This is a genomic window from Wolbachia endosymbiont (group A) of Clivina fossor, assembly GCF_964026865.1.
Classification (GTDB): domain Bacteria; phylum Pseudomonadota; class Alphaproteobacteria; order Rickettsiales; family Anaplasmataceae; genus Wolbachia.
In genome coordinates this window covers 250,799-271,299 of record NZ_OZ034707.1, presented here as the reverse complement: position 1 = coordinate 271,299, position 20,501 = coordinate 250,799, and the positions used below count along the sequence as shown (strand labels likewise).

The window sequence follows — 20,501 nt, the reverse complement described above, 5'->3', positions numbered from 1 at the left end:
TTTTTTATCTAAAAATGAAAGTATACAGTTGGCCTGATAGCTCAGTTGGTAGAGCAAAGGACTGAAAATCCTTGTGTCGCTGGTTCGATTCCTGCTCAGGCCACCTTCTCTTTCTTGGCAAATTTGCCTTTTTGTTATAAAATACTCTATATCGTAATATAAATATTAGAGAGGCAAGTTATGGTGTATAAATATTACAATAAAGTATTTAAGATCTTATTAATTATAGTTCTATTATTAAGCAATATTACTTATGCTGGCGTTAGTGAAAAACCGGCATCTCAACATGTAACCAGAAAAGAAGAACCAGCGTCAACTGCCTTGACGGCAGAAAATACAGTAAATAATGACATAGTTGTTGGTTTGTTGAAAACGGAAGAAGCACATGAGCTTGGGCTATCTCAAAATATCTACAAGATGTTTAATAACTTTGGGGTTAAGACTGTACTGATTGATTATAATAAGATAATTAGCCTTAAAAAAATTCAGACAGAGTCACTTAATCTCGCAAAACAAGATGAAACATTGGCAAAGAAGCTGACATTAGACCGAATAAAAATTGAAGTTGCAAAGTTTATTGAAGAGCACAAAATAAATAGAATATTTATTCCGGATAATTTACACTCAGCACCCACTCCTTGTCGCCAGCTTGTTACTGAAGCAATTGCAAAAATAGTGGATGATAACCCTGCAATTCATTTACTTGGCATATGTGAAGGCATAATGAATGCAAAGGGAATTGAAGTAGTGAGTGTTGTGAGTGATGAAGAGAAGCGAAGATCTCATTTAAAATCAGCATCTAATCCACATAAAGAGGATGCACCTCTCCAGCAGATAAAGATCGTTCCAAACAGTCGTTTAGCGGAATTAGTAGCTAAATTCTTAATACCTAATGAAAATGGCTGGTTTTCAACATATTTTCCAGATGCTCATTCAGGGGCAGTAAGTAATACACCAGAAAATAGAAGAAAATTGGAGTTACTTGGATATAAAGTTGCAGCATTTTCCAGTGATGGGGTAATAGAGGCTATTGAAGATAAGCACGGTAATATTTACTTTCAATGTCATCCAGAAGCCCTTGTTGTAAAATCAGATAAAAACCTCTATTTATCAAATCACAAGGAACGTCAAGTGTCTACACTAGTTGCTATAGCGATTATAAATGATTTTCTTTATCGTGCTTAATGGCTATAGCTTTAGGCTTACCGACGATTTGATAAACGACAAATTCGTCATCCCGCTGCTTGTTAGCGGGATCTAGAGATACCGCGGCGGTATGAGTTGCATTAGCTATAAAATAGTAGTTTATATAAATCCCATAGCATGCCGAATGAAGCTTTTTTTGAGAAAATTTGAATTTTCAACTGCAATCAAGCCAAGATTTCTTAGTGCTTTAGCGCAGAATATTCTGTTGGAGAACATCCTATTTAATCCATCAGTTGCAAGCGCCATTGTAAAACTATCAAAGTATCTGTTACGTAAAATTTTCTTTAATAAATAACTACTGCCAACATCAATACCAGATGCTTTTGCAGCAACTATGTGCTTTATAACACTTTCTACATCTCTAATTCCAAGATTAAGCCCTTGACCTGCAACTGGATGAATTGAATGTGCTGCATCGCCGATAAGCAAAACTCTACCCTTATATAACTTTTTTGCGAAAACAAAACTTAAAGGATAAAGTTTTCTTTCACCCTCTAATTTTATCTCTCCTAAATAAGAACCAAATCTTTTTTTGAGCTCTATAATAAATTCTTCTTCAGACAGATCCATTAGCATTTTTGAAATTCCAGATTTTTCTGTCCAAACTATCGAAGAAGTATAGCCACCCTTCATCGGTAGAATTGCAAATGGACCGCCAGGAAAAAAACGCTCTACAGCTAAGTTTTGGTGATGCAGTTCATGCTTTACATTAAATACTATGCTACTTTGTTTATAATCAAATTTCACTGTCGGTATAGAAAATAACTCTGGTAGTTTAGAGTTTTTGCCTTCAGCGCAGATAAGTAGCGATGATATTAATTCCTGGTTATTATCAAGAATAACTTCCACATATCCTGAATCACAAGCAATTGTTTTATAGGAATGTGGAGAGTATATATTTAGTTTATTCAGAAAATTATTGTTGATTGCATTCCATATAGTAGCATTGTTAATAACATAACCCATTGGTTCTTCACCAACCATTTTATGATTGTAATGCACAGTAACCGCATCTAATATGCATATATCAAGTATTGGCTCAGCTTCGCTTTCTATAAACTGCCAAATCCCTAATTTTTCCAATATTTTTTTCGAGCCTTGAGAAATAGCAAATGCTCGGTTGTCATCTACTACACGTGGTAGACTATTTTTTTCAATCACAGCTACAGACACAGAGTCACAACTGAGGCCAATGGCAGTAATAAGACCAAGTAACCCACCACCTGAAATGATTACATCATAATTCATTTTATTCACGCTAATTGTAAAATTATATTTTATCTATTTTGAAAATAGTTTAAACAAACTTTGTATACTATGAGTAAAAGACTTTAAGGTTTTCCTATATACAAATTAAGTCTCTTAGAACCTGTCTTGAAAATGGCTAAGCATAGAAGTAATCATATTAGATTTCTTGCATAACCCAAACTAAGTAGAAAAAAGGCAACTCCCCTGTCATCCCAGTAGCCCTTTCTTGTCATCCCAGTGCGTGACATTGGGATCTCATTTTACTTTATAATGATGTCATGGAAGTAGCTGACACTGGAATTCAGAAAAAAGGATGATGTCATTCCAGTCTGGAATCCAGCCTTTCCATAATCATCAAAACGTTGTATTTTAACATAAAACAGCTATTTTTATACTTAATAAAATTCCTGGATCCCAGACTGGGATGACACCCTTCTGGTAGACAATGTTCGTACAGTTGTGGATTCATTCGCGGTATAAATTCCACTAACTAGTAGCGGAATGACGGTTTTTCAAATTGTAGGTAAACCTAAGCCACTTTAGCTATAACATCTTTAGCAATGTCTTCATAAATCTCTGCCAAATCTTCACTTAGCATTAAAGGATTTCCACAATCAGAAGCATGACATATTTGTGGATCCAGAGGAATCCTGCCTAGGAGTTTGATGCCCAGCTCCTCAGACATTCTTTTTGCGCCGTCTTTTCCAAATATGTATATTTCTGAGCCGCTTTGAGTAAAATAGCTCATGTTTTCCACAATGCCAATAATCGGTATACTGAGCTTTTTAAGCATATCATAAATTTTGCGAGCATCGATTAAAGAGAGCTCCTGTGGAGTTGAAACTATTATCGCCCCGGTTAAGTTAAAATTTTCCATAAGACTTAAATGCACATCGCCAGTTCCAGGTGGTGTATCAACTATCAAATACTCTATATCGGACCATTTTGTTCCCATGAGCAGATTATAAAGTGCTTTTGTGATCATAGGTCCGCGCCATATTGCTGCACGATCCTTGTCAACAAAATAGCCGATTGAAATAGTATGCAGTCCATACCTTTCTATAGGTATTGCTTTTCCACCCTGTATTTCTGGCTTTAATTTTTCAGTGCTAAGCATTTTAGGAATTGAAGGACCATATATATCTGCATCAACCAGCGCAACTTTATGTTTCAACTTTGCTAATGAGAGAGCAAGATTTAGCGCAACTGTGGACTTGCCCACACCGCCTTTACCAGAGGCCACAACGATTATATTTTTCACTCCTTCGATATGTAATTTAGCTTTTTGTTGCCCAGTTTGTTTTTGACAAGTAGCAACCACGATCACTTTTGTCACCCCCGGTATAGCTTTAACAGCTTGCTCACAATTTCTTCTTAATTCTTCGTTTGCTTGCGTGTTACCGGCAACTTCAAGCGCAAAACCAATGTCCCCGCCTTTAATAATGATTGAGGATATTATGCCAAGAGCGATCACATCTTTGCCGCTTTTTTGCTCTATGACTTTTTTTAAGTTCTCTCTTACAATTTCTTCGTTGATCATTAGACCTCTTACATAGCAGATCCCAGTGCGGAACATTTGTTTCGGAAACAGTATGTTAAATGTTATAGCAGGTTTTGCCTAGAACACAAGCCAAGTACTGGTTCACTTTATGACAGTATCATGAAAGTAGCCTCTTTCTTGTCATCCAAGTAGCCCCTTCTCCTGTCATCCGAGTAGCTTGACACTGGTTTACTTTATGATGATGTCATGAAAGTAGCTGACACTGGTTCTTTTTTTCTAGATCCCAGTGTCATGCACTGGGATGACAAAAAAAGGAGCACTGGAATGACAGCAGTCCCACGTCATACCGCGATTCATTCGCGGTATCTCTTAACATAGATCCCGCTAACACGTAGCGGGATGACGAATATACCGCCACGAACCGTCATACTGCGATTCATTCGCGGTATCTCTTAGCCGCTAACACGTAGCGGGATGACGGTTGTCGTTTAGCTACAAATATTAAGAAATTTACCAAACGAAAAAAAAGGCAAAAGAAGCCCCGTGGTTATTATCCGCTTTAAAATATTGGCGTTTTTTATGTTTTAAACGCTTGACAAGCGAGATAGTACGCTGCTACGAAAATTACCTGCAAAAAGAAACCTCTACTCCTTATTCTTTGCCCTTCCTGCACGCTTACGTTCATTTGGATCAAGGAATTTCTTGCGTAAACGTATAGATTTTGGAGTTACTTCCACCAATTCATCATCATCTATATACGCTATCATATCCTCCAGTGTCATTATCTTTGGAGGAGTGAGTTTTATGGCTTCATCACTACCTGAAGCTCTTACGTTTGTTAATTGCTTACCTTTTAGCACGTTTATCTCCAAATCATTGTCACGGCTATGCTGGCCGACAATCATGCCACAATATACCTTATCCTGTGGCTTGATAAACATAATTCCCCTGTCTTGCAAATTGAAAATTGCATACGCCACAGCCTCACCCTTATCTGTAGAAATTAAAACTCCATTGCGCCTTCCAGAAATTGGACCTTTATGTGGAGCATAACTATGAAATAAACGGTTAATTATGCCTGTGCCCCGAGAATCAGTTAAAAACTCTCCTTGATAACCAATTAATCCTCTTGATGGCACTAAAAACGTTAATCTTGTCCTACCATTACCAGAAGGTCTCATGTCAGTCACTTCACCTTTTCGGAAGCTGAGTTTTTCCATGATGATTCCACTATATTCATCATCTACATCAATTACTACTTCCTCTATAGGTTCAAGTTTTTTGCCATCTTCTTCCTTAAATAGCACGCGAGGGCGTGATACTGAAAGCTCAAAACCTTCTCTCCTCATATTTTCAATTAACACTCCAAGCTGTAGCTCACCACGTCCACCTACTTCAAACGCTTCACCACTTGATGCCAAAGTTACGGTAATTGCAACATTTGTTTCTGCTTCTGCATATAAACGATCCTTTATAATGGTTGAGGTAAGCTTTGTTCCCTCTTGTCCGGCAAAAGGTGAATCATTAACACTCAGAGTAATCGCCATCGTCGGCGGATCAACTGGAGTTGAGCTTACTGCAGTTGTAACCTCTGGTACTGCTATAGTGTCAGAAACTGAAGCTTTCTCAAGTCCTGCAATTGCAATTATGTCTCCCGCCACAGCTTGTTCTACTGGAATACGTTTCAAGCCAGAAAATGAGAGCAACTTAGTTAATCTCCCTCGTTCAATTACTTTACCGTCCAGATCAAGTACCTTAAGATCTGAATTGACTTTTGCAACGCCCTGATAAACCTTTCCTGTCAATATTCTGCCAAGAAACTTATCAGACTCAAGTAGAGTGACCAACATAGCAAAAGGGGCATTTTGATCATAAACAGAAGGTTTTATATAATCTATAACCGTTGAAAATAATGGGCTTAAATCTTTTCTTTCATCAGAAAGCTCCTTAGCACACCAACCATTTCTACCAGAAGCATACAACACTGGAAAATCTAGCTGCTCGTTGGTTGCATCAAGGTTAAAAAATAACTCATATATTTCATTTAATACTTCATCAATTCTGCTGTCTGGTCGGTCGACCTTATTGATTATCACAATTGGCTTCAAATTTGCTTTTAGTGCTTTTGAGAGCACAAATTTTGTTTGTGGCATTGGACCTTCTGCAGCATCAACCAGCAGCAACACGCCATCTGCCATGCACAATACCCTTTCTACTTCTCCACCAAAGTCTGCGTGCCCTGGCGTATCAATAATATTGATTTTTTCATCACCCCACATTATTGATGTGCATTTTGCAAGTATTGTAATTCCGCGTTCACGCTCTTGGTCACCACTATCCATCACTCGTTCTTGAACTTCTTGATTCTCGCGGAACGTGCCACTTTGTTTTAACATGTTATCAAGTAAAGTAGTTTTACCGTGGTCAACGTGTGCAATTATTGCTATATTTCGGATTAATTTAAATTCACTCATTTCTTCATCATTTCAAATTTAATTTAATAATAAGTATACGTATAATATACTTAGAGTAAATAACTAAAGCTACACCTTCAAAGTATTATAGGCAATAACCATAAAGTGCCATCCCTAGTGCTAATACTATGCTAGCTAAATTATTTTATATAATTGAAACAAAAATTCTAATGATTAAGTACTAAACCCAAGAGTATTTTCTCTTAATAGTAACTTCTATTTTCCCTTCTAGCCCCTCCGGTATACTCTTATATTCCCTTCCTGTGTAAAACGATACTGAATTTTCTTCAATCTTAATGCTTTCTGGATCTATTTTGTATCTATATTCCCCACAGCCTAATGATGCACAAAAACTTTCTCTAACTTCTAATTCATCCGGATCTAACTCCATCCTTATGTAGTAAGTTGAGGCATTGCCTTGACTTGTATACACTCCTTTTGTATAAGAAGATCCTGGTGACATCTCAATCACATGAGTATTGTAATACCCATGATCATTAATGTTAAATACTCTATTCCCATAAGCAAAAGGATTGAAATAATAGTTAACCAAACTAGATAAATGGCCATGTCGAATTATGTCTTGCCTATAGTGAATCTCTTCTTGATACGGTGACCAGTGGTTACCAGCAAGAGAACCTTTTGAGAATAAATCACCTACGTGTACCTTATAATGCAGCTCACCACCGATTAAATCATTCAAAAATTGACGGTTGATGGAAATTTCATAATCAGCGTTAGACTTCTCATGAAAGAAATCATACAAAGCTTTCTCGGAATCAGAATATGCTTCAGATTCTGAATTGAAAGAATTAAGACCATCACTATTAAGATACACATCATCTATCATGAAACTCCCTCACATTAACTAAATGCTAATAGTAATGCAAAATTATATATTAGTCAACTGCAGAGAAATTTTTATAATTGCTATAGCAACTAATGTTGCTACTTGACATTCCTTCCCACCAGCATTTTATCTTGCTCTGCAAACTCTTCTTGAATTTTTTTTTAGACTGATTGTTTTATTATAGCCAATTAATACAGTTTTAATTCCAAAGTTATTGCACACCTCACAGACGTTTTGAGATAATCCAAGCTTATGTACTTCTTCTGTCCTTAACAACTATACCACTACCTCTCTTTTTCTCGCTAACTAAGTAATATAATGCTGTAACGACATTGAAAAAAAGGATCTATTTTTTGTGCTATATAGGATTACTTTGTTAAATATTCTCTACTCCCAGGTTTTGTTATGGGTAGTTGTTTTAATTCACTTGGAAGTTCTTCCTCGCTGTAGTTTTGGATGTTCAGTTCAATCAAAGATATGACAGGAAAAGGCAGTTTCGTTTCACTATTCCTCTTTATTAAAGAAGCTTCAGCAATGACTTTACCTCCCTCCCCTTCTGCACATTTCACTGCTTCAAGTGAAGATTTGCCTGTGGTTATCACATCCTCGATAAGTAATATTTTCTCACCCTTTTTGATCTTAAATCCACGGCGTAATTCAAACTTGCCATTAACGCGCTCGCAAAACATTGTCTTTATTCCAAGCTGCCTGCCAATCTCATAACCCACAATTATTCCACCAATTGCAGGAGATAATATTAAATCTATGGAGCTATTTAATTCTTTTTTTATTTTATCTGCCAGTAATGCGCAAACTTTCATGGCTCTGCTTGGATTTTCAAAAATTTTAGCGCATTGTATATATGTATTGCTATGCAATCCAGAAGATAAAACAAAATGCCCATGCAAAATTGCTTCTGCTTCTTTAAATTCTTTTATTATTAGGTTGTTTTCGTCTAATATCATTTTTTAAGTTTCACTATTACATTCTTTATTAATTATCTGAGTGATACAAATATCAGACCACACGTTTATTGCAGTTTCAAACATATCGATGATTGTATAAATAGGCAAAATCAGTCCCATAATATGCAGAGGAACATTCATCGACATGAGATAACTGGTTGCCATAAAATAGCACCCCATCGGCACTCCAGCGTTACCAATTGCTGCACTAGTTGCTAAAAAAATCCATATAAACATTTCGCTTAAGGAAAATGCGCATCCATTCATCTCTGCAACAAACATTACAGTGATTAGTATAAATGCAGCACATGCATTCATATTAATTGTTGTGCATATTGGTAAAATAAAGGACGACAATTTCTTTGGCACCTTTAGCTTATTTTGCACACAGTCTATAGTTGTTGGCAATGTTGCACTGGATGATTTAGAAAAAAACGCAAGTGTGAGTGCCGGCATAACCCCTTTCAGCGTTTGAATTGGTGATATGCCTTTATACCACATAAGTAGCGGTAAAATCAGAAATGCCTGCACAAAATTTGCAGACATTATGCAAACAAAATACCATAAAAGACTGTAGAACTCGCTACCACCTTTTAATTCGTGCAAAAAACATGTAATAAAAGACCACACAGCAAGTGGAACAAGCTTTAGTAACCCCTGAGCAATTTTAAGTAACGTATCGAAAAGTGCAGAGAATATTTGATGTAATATGTCCTGCTTTTCTTTTGAAAGTGAAACAATAGCTCCACCCATCAAAAAAGCGATCAATATGCTACCAATAACGTTATTTTCAAGAAAAACTTGCACAAAATTCGAAGGAATGAGTGATTTTAAGTATGAAAAGTAACTGTAATTGTTATTATCCAAACTTCCTATCGTGTTACATATGAAATTTTTTTTCACTGGGTCTATTAGCAGGTAAAACAATAATGCAACAAACGCAGCTATAATAGTTGTAAGCAGCGTATAAAATAGTGTTTTCTTAACTAAGGTTTTAATTTCGATTGAGTCTTTAAGTCCTGAAATTGTGGAAACTATCGATAGAAAAACTAAAGGTAAACTTATTAATTTCAACAAACTAACAAATATGTCACTAAACAGCTTTGCTATTTCAAATATAATCTCACTGTTTAAATAGTAAGCAACTATTGCAAACAGTATAGAAAAGAGTATTGCAAACTTGTGCATTGAAAATAAAACTTCAAAGTAACATTATACAACAATTTTGCTGTTTTGGAATCAGATTGATAGACAAAATAACTTTATAGATTAGGGAAAGATAAGTAACATTTCATTATTAATTAAGTGTTAAAAATATGTCATGCGATGTACTTTAAATTCAGGTGCACTTAGCCCATTCTGGTGATAACAAATTGGAACAGATAAGGTATGATAACTAACTTTTCTGTGAGTATATAGTTTTGCCAGACACAACAGTACGTACCACGTGCCCTTTTACTTTGCGCCCATCGAAAGGGGAATTCTTTGATTTACTAGCAAAGTTGTCAGTTTTAATTTCCCATTCATGATTGAGGTCAACTAAAATTAAGTCTGCAGCAAGGTTTTTTTGTATACGACCACGTGATACGTGTATTATATCTGCAGGCTTATATGTCAATTTTGCAAGCACATCAAGTAGACCCATTTGCCCACTGTGGTAAAGTTCAAGTGAAAGGGGCAGCATTGTTTCAAGGCCAACAATACCAAATGCAGCATTTTCAAGTGGAAGATCTTTAGAATTACGATCATGCGGAGCGTGATCGGTTGCAATGCAATCAATCACACCTGTCTTTAAACCTTCAACCATAGCTAAACGATCTTCTTCAGTGCGAAGCGGCGGGTTCATTTTTGCAATTGCTCCATGTTGTTTTACTATATTTTCAGTCAAAGTGAAGTGATGAGGGGTTACTTCACATGTAACATTTAATCCCAAATCCTTCGCACGTTTAATAGCATCAAGTGAATCTTTTGAAGAGACATGTAGAATATGGTAGTGCACATTTTCCATATCTTTCATGAGCAGTATATCACGATTTACCATAACCGATTCTGACGCACTCAAGATTCCCTTTACTCCCAATTCTTCAGAAATTTTACCTTCGTTGATTGCACCACCTGCTGATAAATTTAAATCTTCTGCATGTTGAGCAATAGGAACACCCAGCATACTTGAATAAAGCAGCGCCTGTCTCATAATCATTGGGTTCATAACTGGCATGCCATCATCAGTGAACCCAACCGCACCTGCTTCCTTTAAAAGTGCCATTTCAGTCAACTTTTCTTCCGAAGTGGTAATTTTAGCGTAAAATTCAACGTTTACATGTGAAGTTTCAAGTGCTCTATATTTCAAATATTTAGCCAAAACAACGCTATCAATTGCTGGAACAGTGTTCGGCTGACAAACTACAGTTGTAACGCCTCCCGCAGCTGCAGATTTGCTGCCTGTATATATAGTTTCTTTATGTTCTTGGCCTGGTTCACGAAAATGTACGTGAATGTCAATAAGGCCTGGCATTAGAACAAGCCCTTTACAGTCTATTGTTTCATCGACCCCACTTGTTGAAAATAATGATTCACCAAAGTCAACAATTTTATCCCCTTCAGTCAATAATGAACCTTTTATATCAAGTTTAGTTTCCGGGTCGATAATACGAGCATTAGTATACGCAATTTTATAGCCTTCTTTTTGCCCTGTTTGCAACAAATTCCAAGTTTGAGTCATTATATTTGAGTATCGATTATAAAATAAATCTAAAGTTTTTTTAACAAAACACAACCAAATAAAAACGCAGACTAAAGTTGCGAGAGCTGTCTTGAATTAAAATTGTCCCAAAAATTTGGCTCTTATAACCGAGTTAGCTCAGTTTTAACGTTAATATGAAAAACTCTTAGCTCTGTTGAAGGATTTTCCAGTTGAATATCTAGCTCATTCTGTATGTTCGATAAACAAATCAAAGCTGAGTCAAAATTTTCATCACACTGCTTCGCTTCATGCATACCATCGATTATTTCCTCTAATTCTTCCACATCATCCATTTCTTGCGGAGCACTTTTTAATATCGCTTTTATTTGGTTTAAATTTTGACGAATTTTCTCCTGATATCCAGCAATTCTCTCTTGATATATATCAATTATTTTTTGACATGCGTTGCCTCTAAATGGATGTTCTTTTTTCTCTTTTATGTAAGAACTTTGAAAGTCTTTACAGTTAAGGATTGCTTCTCTATGTTTTTTTATGTCATTAATTGCACTGACTATCGACTTATCTATTTTCTTCAAATTTTCTTCCCGTCCTTCTCTTTTAATTATACTTTTGGATTCATTTTTCATTTGGTTCATTTTGTCATACAGGTTTCTGCATTCTTTGTAAGATACCATTGGTTGTAATATTCCTTCTTCTACACCTTTATTGTAAAAATTCTTCAACTCATTACTTGATAGTATTGTTATAGCATCTTCCCTTTTACCTTGTGATTTAGGATACTTTTTATTCAATGAACTAACATGATTTAACAAGAAATCTTTAACTAGCCCTTCTCTTTTTACTTCGGATAATTTTTCTAGTGTTTCTATATATTTCAGAACTTCCGCAAAGAGCTGTCCACCAGATGGAGCAAATCCTTGAAGTGGTTTACTCTGAGCTTTATAAAAATCGGTTTGTAAAAAATCTTCAGCTTGTTTTTTTATTACTGAAAGTTCATTGAAGGCTTTTTCTGGATTGATTTTTCTCAAAATACCAACAGTTTTTCTAATCGCTTTTTCTCTCTTTTTATTATCTTGCTTTTCATTTAATATCAGATGTTCAGTTTTGGTAAAAGCATTACCTTGATCACTCTTTGCAATGTTACAAACGATGTTTTTTACAACTTTTTCAGTTGCTGCATAATCTATTTCTTTTGCAAAGCAGTCAACAAATGATTGCCAAACTTTTTTATTAACAAGCTTACTTGTCTTATTTTCAAAATCTTCTCTACTTTTGAATCCTAAAATAGTATAGAGATTTTTTTCAACTATTGGTTCGGCATGTTGTTTTGCCACTTTACCTTTTATATTGAATGGAAATTTACTAATCTTAGTTGTACCCACAATGTTACCTCAATATTAACGCTATCTATAAAAGTATAAAGATTTAATATTTAATTTTTAATTAATACTAGCACAGCTAACTACGGGGGCATTATGCTAGCATCAATAGCAAGCGTCAATTAACACTTTAACTTCTAACTTGTCATCAGTAATATTGTTTATATAAAAACTATAATTTTTTATGCCTGAGCTTGGGAATATATTGCTATTGGTAGCCTGCTTATTGTCTTTGACATATTTGTTTTTACCACTTAGTTCTTGTCGGTTTATTACCACTGCCATATTTTTTTGTGTATCAACATCAATGGCTATTTTGATCTACTGCCACATTACAAATGATTTCTCACTCGAAAACGTATATTACCACTCACACACAACAAAACCTTTGATCTATAAGATTTGTGGAGTTTGGGGAAATAAAGAAGGGTCTATGTTGCTTTGGACATTAGTGCTTACCTTTTACCTATTTCTGATGGGTATTTTTACTGATAACGACAGTAAATTGAAGAAAGTATCCTTGATCACCCAAGGCTTGATTTGCTTTTGTTTTTTACTGTTCACTTTACTTGAATCCAGCCCCTTCACTAAAATGCCAAGCGTTGAAAAAGATGGATTGGGTTTTAATCCGATATTGCAAGATATAGGCCTTGCTATTCATCCACCGATATTATATTTGGGGTACCTTGGATTTAGCGTTCCTTTTTCGCTCTCTATAGCTGGATTAATTGCAAATACTGAAGGAAATGTTTGGGCTAAAATTGTCAGGCCTTGGGTACTTATTTCTTGGTCGCTGCTCACTTTGGGCATCAGCTTGGGTAGCTGGTGGGCATATCGCGAACTTGGGTGGGGTGGATTTTGGTTTTGGGATCCAGTGGAAAACGTTTCTTTGATACCGTGGCTAATTGCAGTGGCGCTGACACATTTGTTGCTCGTTGTACGAAATTTCAATACTTTAAGGAATTTCGCTATTTTACTTACGCTTACAACTTTTATATTGAGTGTAACTGGAACATTTCTAGTCCGCTCAGGAATACTCACCTCAGTGCACACGTTTGCAGATGACTCAAGGTATGGACTGTATATATTAGCTCTACTTGGTGTAATTACAGTCAGTAGCTTAGTAATATTTGTAGTGTTTACGAGAAAAAATCGCACATCTTTCCAGTGCTCGACATTGGAATCCAGAAAGAAATCTGCTACTCAAGTGACAGAGGGTAGAAGATTCTTTTCACGCCTTACGATGATGCTGATGAACAATTTATTATTTATTACTGCCTTTTTCATTGTGTTCGTTGGCACTTTATACCCTACAGTGCTTGAGTATTTAACCGGTGAATTAATTTCAGTTGGAGCACCATATTACAATTCTTTATTTAATCCTATTGCACTGGCTATTCTAGTGCTCACCATGATCGGGCAATACTGCCGTTGGCAGGGAAATAGTCTATTGCCAATATTTCGTGAATACAGATTTTCATTCTGTAGTGCTGCAGCTATTTTGCCGTTTATCTTTCACATGGAGCTAATAATTGTGCTATCAATTACTATCTCCATAGCATTATTAATCTTTGTTTTAGAAGCATATAGTAAAAGAATTTGTTTATTTAAGGTAGCATTTGGTGAATCAATTTTATTAGCAAGAAAAGTTTCTAAATCCTACTATGCAATGATGGCAGCTCATGCTGGAGTGGCAATTTTAGTGCTTGGTATAGCTTATTCAGTTGGTTGGCAGGAGAAAAAAGAAAATTACTTAAAAATAGGGGATAGCATAACAGTCAATAAATTTAAAGTTACTTTACGAAATATTGAGCTAATAAAAGAAAAAAATTTCCATGCAGTGAGAGGTACAATGGACATTAGGAATTTGCTGAATAATAAGATATTGGGTGAGATAACCCCTGAATATAGATTTTACCTTGTGGAAGGTCAGAAAAATGTTGAAAGCAGTATCTACCACAATTTATTTTCTGATATTTATGTTGTAATCGGTGAGATTGATAAGAGTAAGAGCAAAATCGCAGCTAAAGTGCACTATAAACCTGGAATGTCTATAATCTGGTTTGGATCCTTTCTCATCGCTTTTGGTTCGCTCCTTGCTGCTTTTCCTTTATTGAGAAGATTTTAATAGGACTCCTTTATACTATAACGAAAAAACTTCCTTGACAAACTCCGCCAGCGCCCTTATCATGGTATTGAAGGTATTCAGTTATCTTCATCTGTGCAGATTAAACAGCAAGAAAACAACGTAGTTGGCGTCTTATTTTTAATTTTTTGCACTATGTGCACCTTATGTCTTCACAATATTTCTAGGTTTTTACCTACACAAGCTGAAACGCGCTTATAAGTCGTTTAAGACAGTATAGTACGCCAATTTGCAGGATTAGAGAGTGACAACTAGCTAACGCGGGGTTTCTTTTGCCTTTTTTTCTGCTTAGTGAATTTCTTAAACATTTATAGCTTAAGTTAGTTGCACTTAAAAGCAGCTAAATTGCAGTGTTTAAGACTTAAAAAACGCCAAATACTGAAAATAGACAATGACTAGGGCTTCTTTTGCCTTTTTTTTGTTTGGTAAATTCCTTAATATTTATAGCTAAACGACAACCGTCATCCCGCTACGTGTTAGCGGGATCTCTTGTTAGCGGATGAGATACCGCGGCGGTATGACGATTCGCGGCGGTATGACGGTTCGCGGTGGCATGACGATAACTTCGTCATTCCGCTATGTGTTAGCGGGATCTATGCTAAGAGATACCGCGGCGGGACTCCGCCAACAATATTGCAATAAACCTGAAACTTGAGAAGACTATTTCTCGAAAGCTTCTACAAAAAGAACGGAGAGTTGAATTTATTTATAGAGCTAATGATCAAATAACCATATGTCTCGATGAATAATATATGGTAGAGCTCATGGGCAACAAAAAATTAATAGTTCGGATTAGTTGTAGTTATGAAGTAAATCGATTAGCAGAGTTGTATCTATTAGATGCATATGAAAAATTAGTGTTAAGTAAACCAATAAAAGCGAGCAAAAAGGAAGAAAACTCTGAATATAAGAAAGTAGATTTGAGGACGGTAAAATGGTAACAGTTAGTTTATATGCAAGAGTTTCTTCAGGTAGGCAAGCACAAGAAGATACAATAGCAAGCCAAATTGCTGCTATAGAGAATCAAATTAGTATGGATGGACATAAATTATTAAATGAATATAAATTTATTGATAATGGTTATAGTGGTTCTAACATAATCCGTCCTGGTTTGGAAAAATTACGTGATAAAATAGCAGAAGGTAACATTGATAAGGTTTATATTCATTCTCCTGATCGTTTATCTCGTAAGTATGCATATCAGATGATATTACTTGAAGAGTTTAAGAAATTAGGAGTGGAAGTCATTTTTTTAAATTATCAAATTAGCGATAATCCAGAATCTCAATTACTATTACAAATGCAAGGTATGATAGCAGAATACGAACGTGCAAAAATCATGGAACGAAGTCGTCGAGGAAAGATTTATGCAGCAAATAAGGGTTGTATAAGTGTAATGAGTGCTGCTCCTTATGGCTATCGTTATATAAACAAAAATACAGAAACAGGACAGGCCTTATTTGAGATTTATGAAGAAGAAGCTGAAGTTGTTCGTAAAGTATTTTCTTTGGTAGGAAGAGAAAGAGCCAGTATAGGAGAAGTATGTCGTAGGCTAAGTGCTATGTCCATTATGACGAGAACTGGAAAAGAGTATTGGGATAGGGCTGTAGTTTTGAGTATGTTAAAAAACTCTGCTTATAAAGGACAAGCAGCTTTTGGTAAAACAAGGTTTGGCGTAAAACTAAAACATATAAGACCGAAAAAAAACTCCTGCGAGCATCCAAAAGATAATTATTCTACTTATCCTGTTCCAAAAGAGGATTGGATTTATATTAAAGTACCTAGTATAGTAAGCGAAGATTTATTTGAAATCGTTCAAGAACAATTAGCTGAGAATAGAAAAATAGCAAGAACAAGACAAAGAGGAGCAAGACATTTATTGCAAGGTTTAGTAGTATGTAAGCTTTGCAATTATGCATATTATGGTACTAGCACTGCAAGGAATAAGGAGGGGAAAAAAACTAATAATCAGGTATATTATCGTTGTGTTGGCACGGATTCATACCGTTTTGGCGGTAATAAAATGTGTAACAACAAATTAATTCGTACAGATACATTAGACATGGCTGTGTGGGAAGAGGTGAAACATCTATTAAAAAATCCGAATAGAATATTAGAGGAGTATAAACGTAGACTTTCAGAACTTACCACTAGATCAAAAAAGCGCTTTGCTTGAAACACAAGAAGATAAATTAAAACGAGGTATTGCAAGGTTAATTGATAGTTATACTCAAGAATATATTGATCAAGAAGAATTTGAGCCAAGAATTAAAGCAATGAAACAAAACTTAAAAATGGTTGAAGAACAAAAGAAAAAGATATTTGATCAGAAAAAACTCACACAAGAGTTAACTCTAGTAGTAACAAATTTAGAGGGGTTTTCCTCTAGTATTAACTCAAGTCTTAATAATGCAGACTGGCTAACTAAACGTGATATTATTAGAACGTTAGTTAAGCGAATTGAGATTAATTTTGAGGATGTAAACATCGTGTTTAGAGTAAAAGAGCTTCCAGACTCTTTTCATATGGAGAAAAATCAATGCTTGCAATGTTGTTGTAGGGGTAAGTGGTGGTCAACTTGGTATTGACAAAAATGATCTTATGAAGTTTACAACAGTAGTTGCTAAAATGACCACAGCGTTTGATATGTCGGCAGAAGAAGCTGGTAATGCTATTGCGAAAATATCCAATGTCTACGGAATTAAAGTTGATGGCATGGAAAATGTAGGTAACATAATAAACCATCTCTCAGATAATACTGCTGCCAAAGCTAAGGAAATGGTTCTTACACTGAATAGAATTGGTGGTAATGCTAAACAGTTTGGTTTAGAAATTGATCAAGCAAGTAGCTTAGCAAGTGCGTTCATAAGTTTAGGTAAACAACCTGAAAAAGCAGCAACTGCTATAAATAACTTTCTTAGTAAACTACAGACCGCAAGGGAGCAAAGTCCTGAATTTCACGATGCATTAGATGAGATGGGAACAAGTATAGAAGAGCTCGAACAAACTATTAAAAAAAATCCTCAAGAGGCAATATTGCAATTTCTTGAAACTTTAAAAAAAATAGATGACCAAGAGCGTGCCGGTATTCTTATGAATCTATTTGGTGCTGGGTTTCAAGATGACATTGCTCTTTTAGTAGGAAGCTTATACCAAACTTCGTTATTGGGAAGACAAATAGAATATACGATAAATTCACTTAAACCTCCAGTTATAGGCGGAAAGCACTCTTTTTCATTTGTCTCATTATTATTGAGAATTGGTATTAGACATTTACAAGAAAGCTATTGAACATTTAGCTGATAAAGAAAAATATAACGCTTCAATGCAGGACGAATTTAACAATCGGGCAAATACTACAGCTAATAAATTACAATTACTTAAAAATGCAGTATTTGAAGCTGGCATGAATCTAGGGTCAGTAATGTTGCCTACTTTAAATTATGTAGCTGGAAGTTTGAAAGCAATAACAGAGCGTATAGCTTCTTTTGCAGAAAAACATCCAACTTTAACTACGGCAATCATGAGTACTTTAGCAGCTTTGATAAGTTTGAAAGTCTTATACCAAACTTCGTTATTGGGAAGACAAATAGAATATACGATAAATTCACTTAAACCTCCAGTTATAGGCGGAAAGCACTCTTTTTCATTTGTCTCATTATTATTGAGAATTGGTATTAGTAGTGGGAGTAGGCTACGGAATTACTTTATTAGGAAGTACAATTTTTGGTCTTAAAGCAACGATACTGACAACATTTTCATCTTTATCAAGTATAGTTTTTCCTGCAGTAATAACAGGGCTAAGAGCAATAACACTCGCTGCAATGAGTAACCCAATTGGACTTTTAATAGCGAGTCTTGTTGCTGGTGCAGCTTATGTTCTAACTAACTGGCAGAAAGTAAAAGACTTTTTCTCTAGCTTTTGGAAGTCAATCATTAAACCTATAGGAGAAGCCTTTTCGTGGATGGGAAGCAGCATATTTACTGAGAACAGCCCGATTAGAAAATTTGAAAGTAATGGAAATTTTGTTAATAAGCTTTCTAAAAATAGCATTTTCAGTAATGGAAACCCATTGACAAATAATAGTGCTATTAAACAATTTTCAGAAAATAGTAAAAGCAATTTTGAGAGTTTTAAAGTTAAAAGTGTTATAGAAGAAAAAAGAGCTATAGAACAAGAAGAAGTTGAGAAAGCATTCAAGAAAAGTAGATATGAAAATAGGGAATCTAAAGTATATAACCAAGCATTCTATCAAACGTTTAATATCAATATTAAGTCTGAAGATGTCCGCAGTGTTGCTGATGCAGTAATAGAAAGGTTTAGAGAACAAGCACGTGGAGCACTTTTTGATATAGTTGAAGAGCTGCATTAATGTTGCTTGGAAAATGTAAGCTTGAACCAACAAGCCTAAGATACAGTAAAGAAGAAAGGTGGTATACGATTGAATGTATTGAAAAAACGTTGCTACAAAACATTGGTTCAGGAATTGAATGTATTGATCTGACAGGAGTGATTTATCCACGTTATCAGAGTAATGGCTTAGAACAACTAAAAAATATACGTGATACTCAAGAACCGCACGTTCTGGTTGATAATTCAGGAAATATACTTGGAAATTTTGTCATTACTAATGTAGAAGAAAAACAGATATTATTTTTTCCTGATGGAAAACCAAGAAAAGTTGAGTTTATTTTGAAGTTAAAAAGTTATAATAAATGATTTATTATTACACTAAAGAAAATGAAATGTTGGATTACATTTGCTGGAAACATTATGGATACAGTAGTGGAGCAGTGGAGGAAATATTGCTTGAAAATCCAGGCCTTGCAAAATACGGAAGCTTTTTGCCCGCTGGATTAAAAATTAAGCTTCCTAAAATTCAGAGAATATTGAAAGAATCTGTTATAAATATTTTAGATGAATGACACCAGATTTTGATATAGTAGCAAAAAATAACCCAGTAACAGAGGTTTTAAAAAAGAGTTTAATATTACTACGTGTCACTGATGGATCAGGTACTACAAGTGACGAAGCTGAGATATATATTAGTTATAACTCTAGCGCTTTAGAACTTAAGGGTAATTTACAAATTTTTCTAGGATACAAAGAAACAGGTTTACTACCTATGGGAGTATATAAGGCAAATCAAATTACAATACAAAGTCCACCGCAAACTTTAAGAATAAAATGTGATGCTGCAAGTTTAAGAGGATCATTAAAGGAAAGAAAATCAAAGGAATGGAAGGACATTACCTTAGGAGATTTAATTAAAGAAATAGCACAAAAGCATGGGTATGAAGGTAAAGTCGCTGAAAGATTTGAAAATATATTTATACCACATACCATTCAAGCAGATGAAAGCGACATGAGTTTTTTGGAAGGATTAGGCAAAAAATATGATGCGTTAGTAAAACCAGCAGTAGGATATATAATTTTTATTCCAAAGGGAGAAGCAAGATCAGCAACTGGAAAGATGTTAGGTACAACAGTATTAATACCAATTCTCAATAATAATGAGACAAATGAAAAAGAGTGCTTTCCGCCTATAACTGGAGGTTTAAGTGAATTTATCGTATATTCTATTTGTCTTCCCAATAACGAAGTTTGGTATAACACCTAAAGATATTATAAATTGGGAGGTAAATTTTAATGTACGTAACAAATATGGATCTGTTATTGCAAAATGGCACAGTTATGAAAAGGGAGAAACTATAGAAGAGAAAGTGGGAAATGAGGGTCCAAGTTATACTCTGCAAACGCTTTACTCTACTGCAGAATCAGCAATTAGTGCAGCAGCAGCTAAGTTAAAACAACTAAAACGTAGTACATCAAATTTAAATGTAACTGTTCCTGGTAATCCAGAATTATTTGCAGAAGCTAAGATCAGCCTTTCAGGATTTTGTCAGGAAATTGAAGGTGAATGGGTAATTAGCAAGGCAGAGCATATTCTGAATAATAGAGGATATCAAACTATAGTAGAGGCAGCAGTGAGCAAAGCTGTTTAAGTGAAACTTAAGCAAATGGTCA

The 20,501-nt window shown here is 35.2% G+C and carries 21 protein-coding genes and 1 tRNA gene; 13 read left to right on the top strand and 9 right to left on the bottom strand.

All coding sequences use genetic code 11. The features are described 5' to 3' along the window. Positions 1-30: 30 nt before the first annotated feature. Both AAGD99_RS01435 and AAGD99_RS01430 read left to right on the top strand, forming a co-directional pair. A tRNA-Phe gene (locus AAGD99_RS01435) sits at positions 31-103 on the top strand. Between the two features lie 80 nt (positions 104-183). Beyond that, a complete protein-coding gene (locus tag AAGD99_RS01430) occupies positions 184-1,185 on the top strand; it encodes a gamma-glutamyl-gamma-aminobutyrate hydrolase family protein (protein WP_341823188.1) in 1,002 nt (333 codons plus the stop codon). Positions 1,186-1,305: 120 nt separating this feature from the next. On the opposite strand, the gene ubiH is transcribed toward AAGD99_RS01430, so the two are convergent. The 9 genes from ubiH to AAGD99_RS01385 all read right to left on the bottom strand — a co-directional run bounded on the left by ubiH (position 1,306) and on the right by AAGD99_RS01385 (position 12,612). Beyond that, on the bottom strand, positions 1,306-2,454 hold the full coding sequence (gene ubiH / locus AAGD99_RS01425) for a 2-octaprenyl-6-methoxyphenyl hydroxylase (protein ID WP_341822391.1): 1,149 nt from the start codon (positions 2,452-2,454) through the stop codon (positions 1,306-1,308). A 529-nt stretch (positions 2,455-2,983) separates the two neighbouring features. Beyond that, positions 2,984-3,994: an Mrp/NBP35 family ATP-binding protein gene (locus AAGD99_RS01420; RefSeq protein WP_264736105.1), complete on the bottom strand. Its 1,011-nt coding sequence runs from the start codon at positions 3,992-3,994 to the stop codon at positions 2,984-2,986. A gap of 605 nt (positions 3,995-4,599) precedes the next feature. Further along, positions 4,600-6,429 carry a translational GTPase TypA gene (gene typA / locus AAGD99_RS01415; RefSeq protein WP_341822390.1) on the bottom strand — a complete coding sequence of 610 codons (1,830 nt, stop codon included), beginning with the start codon at positions 6,427-6,429 and terminating at the stop codon, positions 4,600-4,602. A gap of 181 nt (positions 6,430-6,610) precedes the next feature. Continuing rightward, positions 6,611-7,279 carry a hypothetical protein gene (locus tag AAGD99_RS01410; RefSeq protein WP_341822389.1) on the bottom strand — a complete coding sequence of 223 codons (669 nt, stop codon included), beginning with the start codon at positions 7,277-7,279 and terminating at the stop codon, positions 6,611-6,613. Between the two features lie 368 nt (positions 7,280-7,647). Continuing rightward, positions 7,648-8,244, bottom strand: a complete 597-nt coding sequence (pyrE, locus tag AAGD99_RS01405; RefSeq protein WP_341822388.1) for an orotate phosphoribosyltransferase — start codon at positions 8,242-8,244, stop codon at positions 7,648-7,650. A gap of 3 nt (positions 8,245-8,247) precedes the next feature. After that, positions 8,248-9,432, bottom strand: coding sequence for a dicarboxylate/amino acid:cation symporter (locus AAGD99_RS01400; RefSeq protein WP_264732084.1), 1,185 nt, complete (start codon positions 9,430-9,432; stop codon positions 8,248-8,250). Between the two features lie 208 nt (positions 9,433-9,640). Further along, complete coding sequence (locus AAGD99_RS01395) at positions 9,641-10,966, bottom strand: dihydroorotase (RefSeq protein ID WP_264732082.1); 1,326 nt, start codon at positions 10,964-10,966, stop codon at positions 9,641-9,643. Positions 10,967-11,088: 122 nt separating this feature from the next. After that, positions 11,089-12,330, bottom strand: coding sequence for a hypothetical protein (locus AAGD99_RS01390; RefSeq protein WP_341822387.1), 1,242 nt, complete (start codon positions 12,328-12,330; stop codon positions 11,089-11,091). Between the two features lie 102 nt (positions 12,331-12,432). Next, on the bottom strand, positions 12,433-12,612 hold the full coding sequence (locus AAGD99_RS01385; protein ID WP_264328606.1) for a hypothetical protein: 180 nt from the start codon (positions 12,610-12,612) through the stop codon (positions 12,433-12,435). 22 nt (positions 12,613-12,634) lie between these two features. Here AAGD99_RS01385 and AAGD99_RS01380 point away from each other — a divergent pair, with 22 nt between their 5' ends. The 11 genes from AAGD99_RS01380 to AAGD99_RS01330 all read left to right on the top strand — a co-directional run bounded on the left by AAGD99_RS01380 (position 12,635) and on the right by AAGD99_RS01330 (position 20,479). Next, positions 12,635-14,455, top strand: coding sequence for a heme lyase CcmF/NrfE family subunit (locus AAGD99_RS01380; protein WP_341822386.1), 1,821 nt, complete (start codon positions 12,635-12,637; stop codon positions 14,453-14,455). A 782-nt stretch (positions 14,456-15,237) separates the two neighbouring features. Beyond that, the gene (locus AAGD99_RS01375) at positions 15,238-15,414 is read left to right on the top strand and encodes a hypothetical protein (RefSeq protein WP_182319925.1); all 177 of its coding nucleotides are present in this window, start codon (positions 15,238-15,240) and stop codon (positions 15,412-15,414) included. After that, positions 15,408-16,649 (top strand): recombinase family protein, encoded by a 1,242-nt coding sequence (locus tag AAGD99_RS01370; RefSeq protein WP_341822336.1) that lies wholly within the window; start codon positions 15,408-15,410, stop codon positions 16,647-16,649. The genes AAGD99_RS01375 and AAGD99_RS01370 overlap by 7 nt, the downstream gene beginning before the upstream one ends. Continuing rightward, positions 16,642-17,061 (top strand): hypothetical protein, encoded by a 420-nt coding sequence (locus AAGD99_RS01365; protein ID WP_341822385.1) that lies wholly within the window; start codon positions 16,642-16,644, stop codon positions 17,059-17,061. The genes AAGD99_RS01370 and AAGD99_RS01365 overlap by 8 nt, the downstream gene beginning before the upstream one ends. A 13-nt stretch (positions 17,062-17,074) precedes the next feature. Continuing rightward, positions 17,075-17,764, top strand: a complete 690-nt coding sequence (locus AAGD99_RS01360; RefSeq protein ID WP_341822383.1) for a phage tail tape measure protein — start codon at positions 17,075-17,077, stop codon at positions 17,762-17,764. Beyond that, positions 17,733-18,209 (top strand): phage tail tape measure protein, encoded by a 477-nt coding sequence (locus AAGD99_RS01355; protein ID WP_341822381.1) that lies wholly within the window; start codon positions 17,733-17,735, stop codon positions 18,207-18,209. Before AAGD99_RS01360 ends, AAGD99_RS01355 begins: the two co-directional genes overlap by 32 nt. Next, entirely contained in the window at positions 18,145-18,846 is a 702-nt protein-coding gene (locus tag AAGD99_RS01350) for a hypothetical protein (RefSeq protein ID WP_341822380.1), read from the top strand. The genes AAGD99_RS01355 and AAGD99_RS01350 overlap by 65 nt, the downstream gene beginning before the upstream one ends. Next, a complete protein-coding gene (locus tag AAGD99_RS01345; protein WP_341822379.1) occupies positions 18,846-19,193 on the top strand; it encodes a phage tail protein in 348 nt (115 codons plus the stop codon). The genes AAGD99_RS01350 and AAGD99_RS01345 overlap by 1 nt, the downstream gene beginning before the upstream one ends. Continuing rightward, positions 19,190-19,399, top strand: coding sequence for a tail protein X (locus tag AAGD99_RS01340; RefSeq protein ID WP_341822378.1), 210 nt, complete (start codon positions 19,190-19,192; stop codon positions 19,397-19,399). The genes AAGD99_RS01345 and AAGD99_RS01340 overlap by 4 nt, the downstream gene beginning before the upstream one ends. Then, a complete protein-coding gene (locus AAGD99_RS01335) occupies positions 19,396-20,094 on the top strand; it encodes a hypothetical protein (RefSeq protein ID WP_341822377.1) in 699 nt (232 codons plus the stop codon). Before AAGD99_RS01340 ends, AAGD99_RS01335 begins: the two co-directional genes overlap by 4 nt. After that, positions 20,036-20,479: a hypothetical protein gene (locus AAGD99_RS01330; RefSeq protein ID WP_341822376.1), complete on the top strand. Its 444-nt coding sequence runs from the start codon at positions 20,036-20,038 to the stop codon at positions 20,477-20,479. Before AAGD99_RS01335 ends, AAGD99_RS01330 begins: the two co-directional genes overlap by 59 nt. Positions 20,480-20,501 lie beyond the last annotated feature (22 nt).

Bases quoted from the DNA above. Each gene is read 5' to 3' on its own strand.
- AAGD99_RS01400 (WP_264732084.1), bottom strand. From the start codon at position 9,432: ATGCACAAGTTTGCAATACTCTTTTCTATACTGTTTGCAATAGTTGCT.
- AAGD99_RS01340 (WP_341822378.1), top strand. From the start codon at position 19,190: ATGATTTATTATTACACTAAAGAAAATGAAATGTTGGATTACATTTGC.
- AAGD99_RS01410 (WP_341822389.1), bottom strand. From the start codon at position 7,279: ATGATAGATGATGTGTATCTTAATAGTGATGGTCTTAATTCTTTCAAT.
- AAGD99_RS01370 (WP_341822336.1), top strand. From the start codon at position 15,408: ATGGTAACAGTTAGTTTATATGCAAGAGTTTCTTCAGGTAGGCAAGCA.
- AAGD99_RS01345 (WP_341822379.1), top strand. From the start codon at position 18,846: ATGTTGCTTGGAAAATGTAAGCTTGAACCAACAAGCCTAAGATACAGT.
- AAGD99_RS01420 (WP_264736105.1), bottom strand. From the start codon at position 3,994: ATGATCAACGAAGAAATTGTAAGAGAGAACTTAAAAAAAGTCATAGAG.
- ubiH (WP_341822391.1), bottom strand. From the start codon at position 2,454: ATGAATTATGATGTAATCATTTCAGGTGGTGGGTTACTTGGTCTTATT.
- pyrE (WP_341822388.1), bottom strand. From the start codon at position 8,244: ATGATATTAGACGAAAACAACCTAATAATAAAAGAATTTAAAGAAGCA.
- AAGD99_RS01335 (WP_341822377.1), top strand. From the start codon at position 19,396: ATGACACCAGATTTTGATATAGTAGCAAAAAATAACCCAGTAACAGAG.
- typA (WP_341822390.1), bottom strand. From the start codon at position 6,429: ATGAGTGAATTTAAATTAATCCGAAATATAGCAATAATTGCACACGTT.
- AAGD99_RS01360 (WP_341822383.1), top strand. From the start codon at position 17,075: ATGAAGTTTACAACAGTAGTTGCTAAAATGACCACAGCGTTTGATATG.
- AAGD99_RS01385 (WP_264328606.1), bottom strand. From the start codon at position 12,612: ATGGCAGTGGTAATAAACCGACAAGAACTAAGTGGTAAAAACAAATAT.
- AAGD99_RS01395 (WP_264732082.1), bottom strand. From the start codon at position 10,966: ATGACTCAAACTTGGAATTTGTTGCAAACAGGGCAAAAAGAAGGCTAT.
- AAGD99_RS01375 (WP_182319925.1), top strand. From the start codon at position 15,238: ATGGGCAACAAAAAATTAATAGTTCGGATTAGTTGTAGTTATGAAGTA.
- AAGD99_RS01380 (WP_341822386.1), top strand. From the start codon at position 12,635: ATGGCTATTTTGATCTACTGCCACATTACAAATGATTTCTCACTCGAA.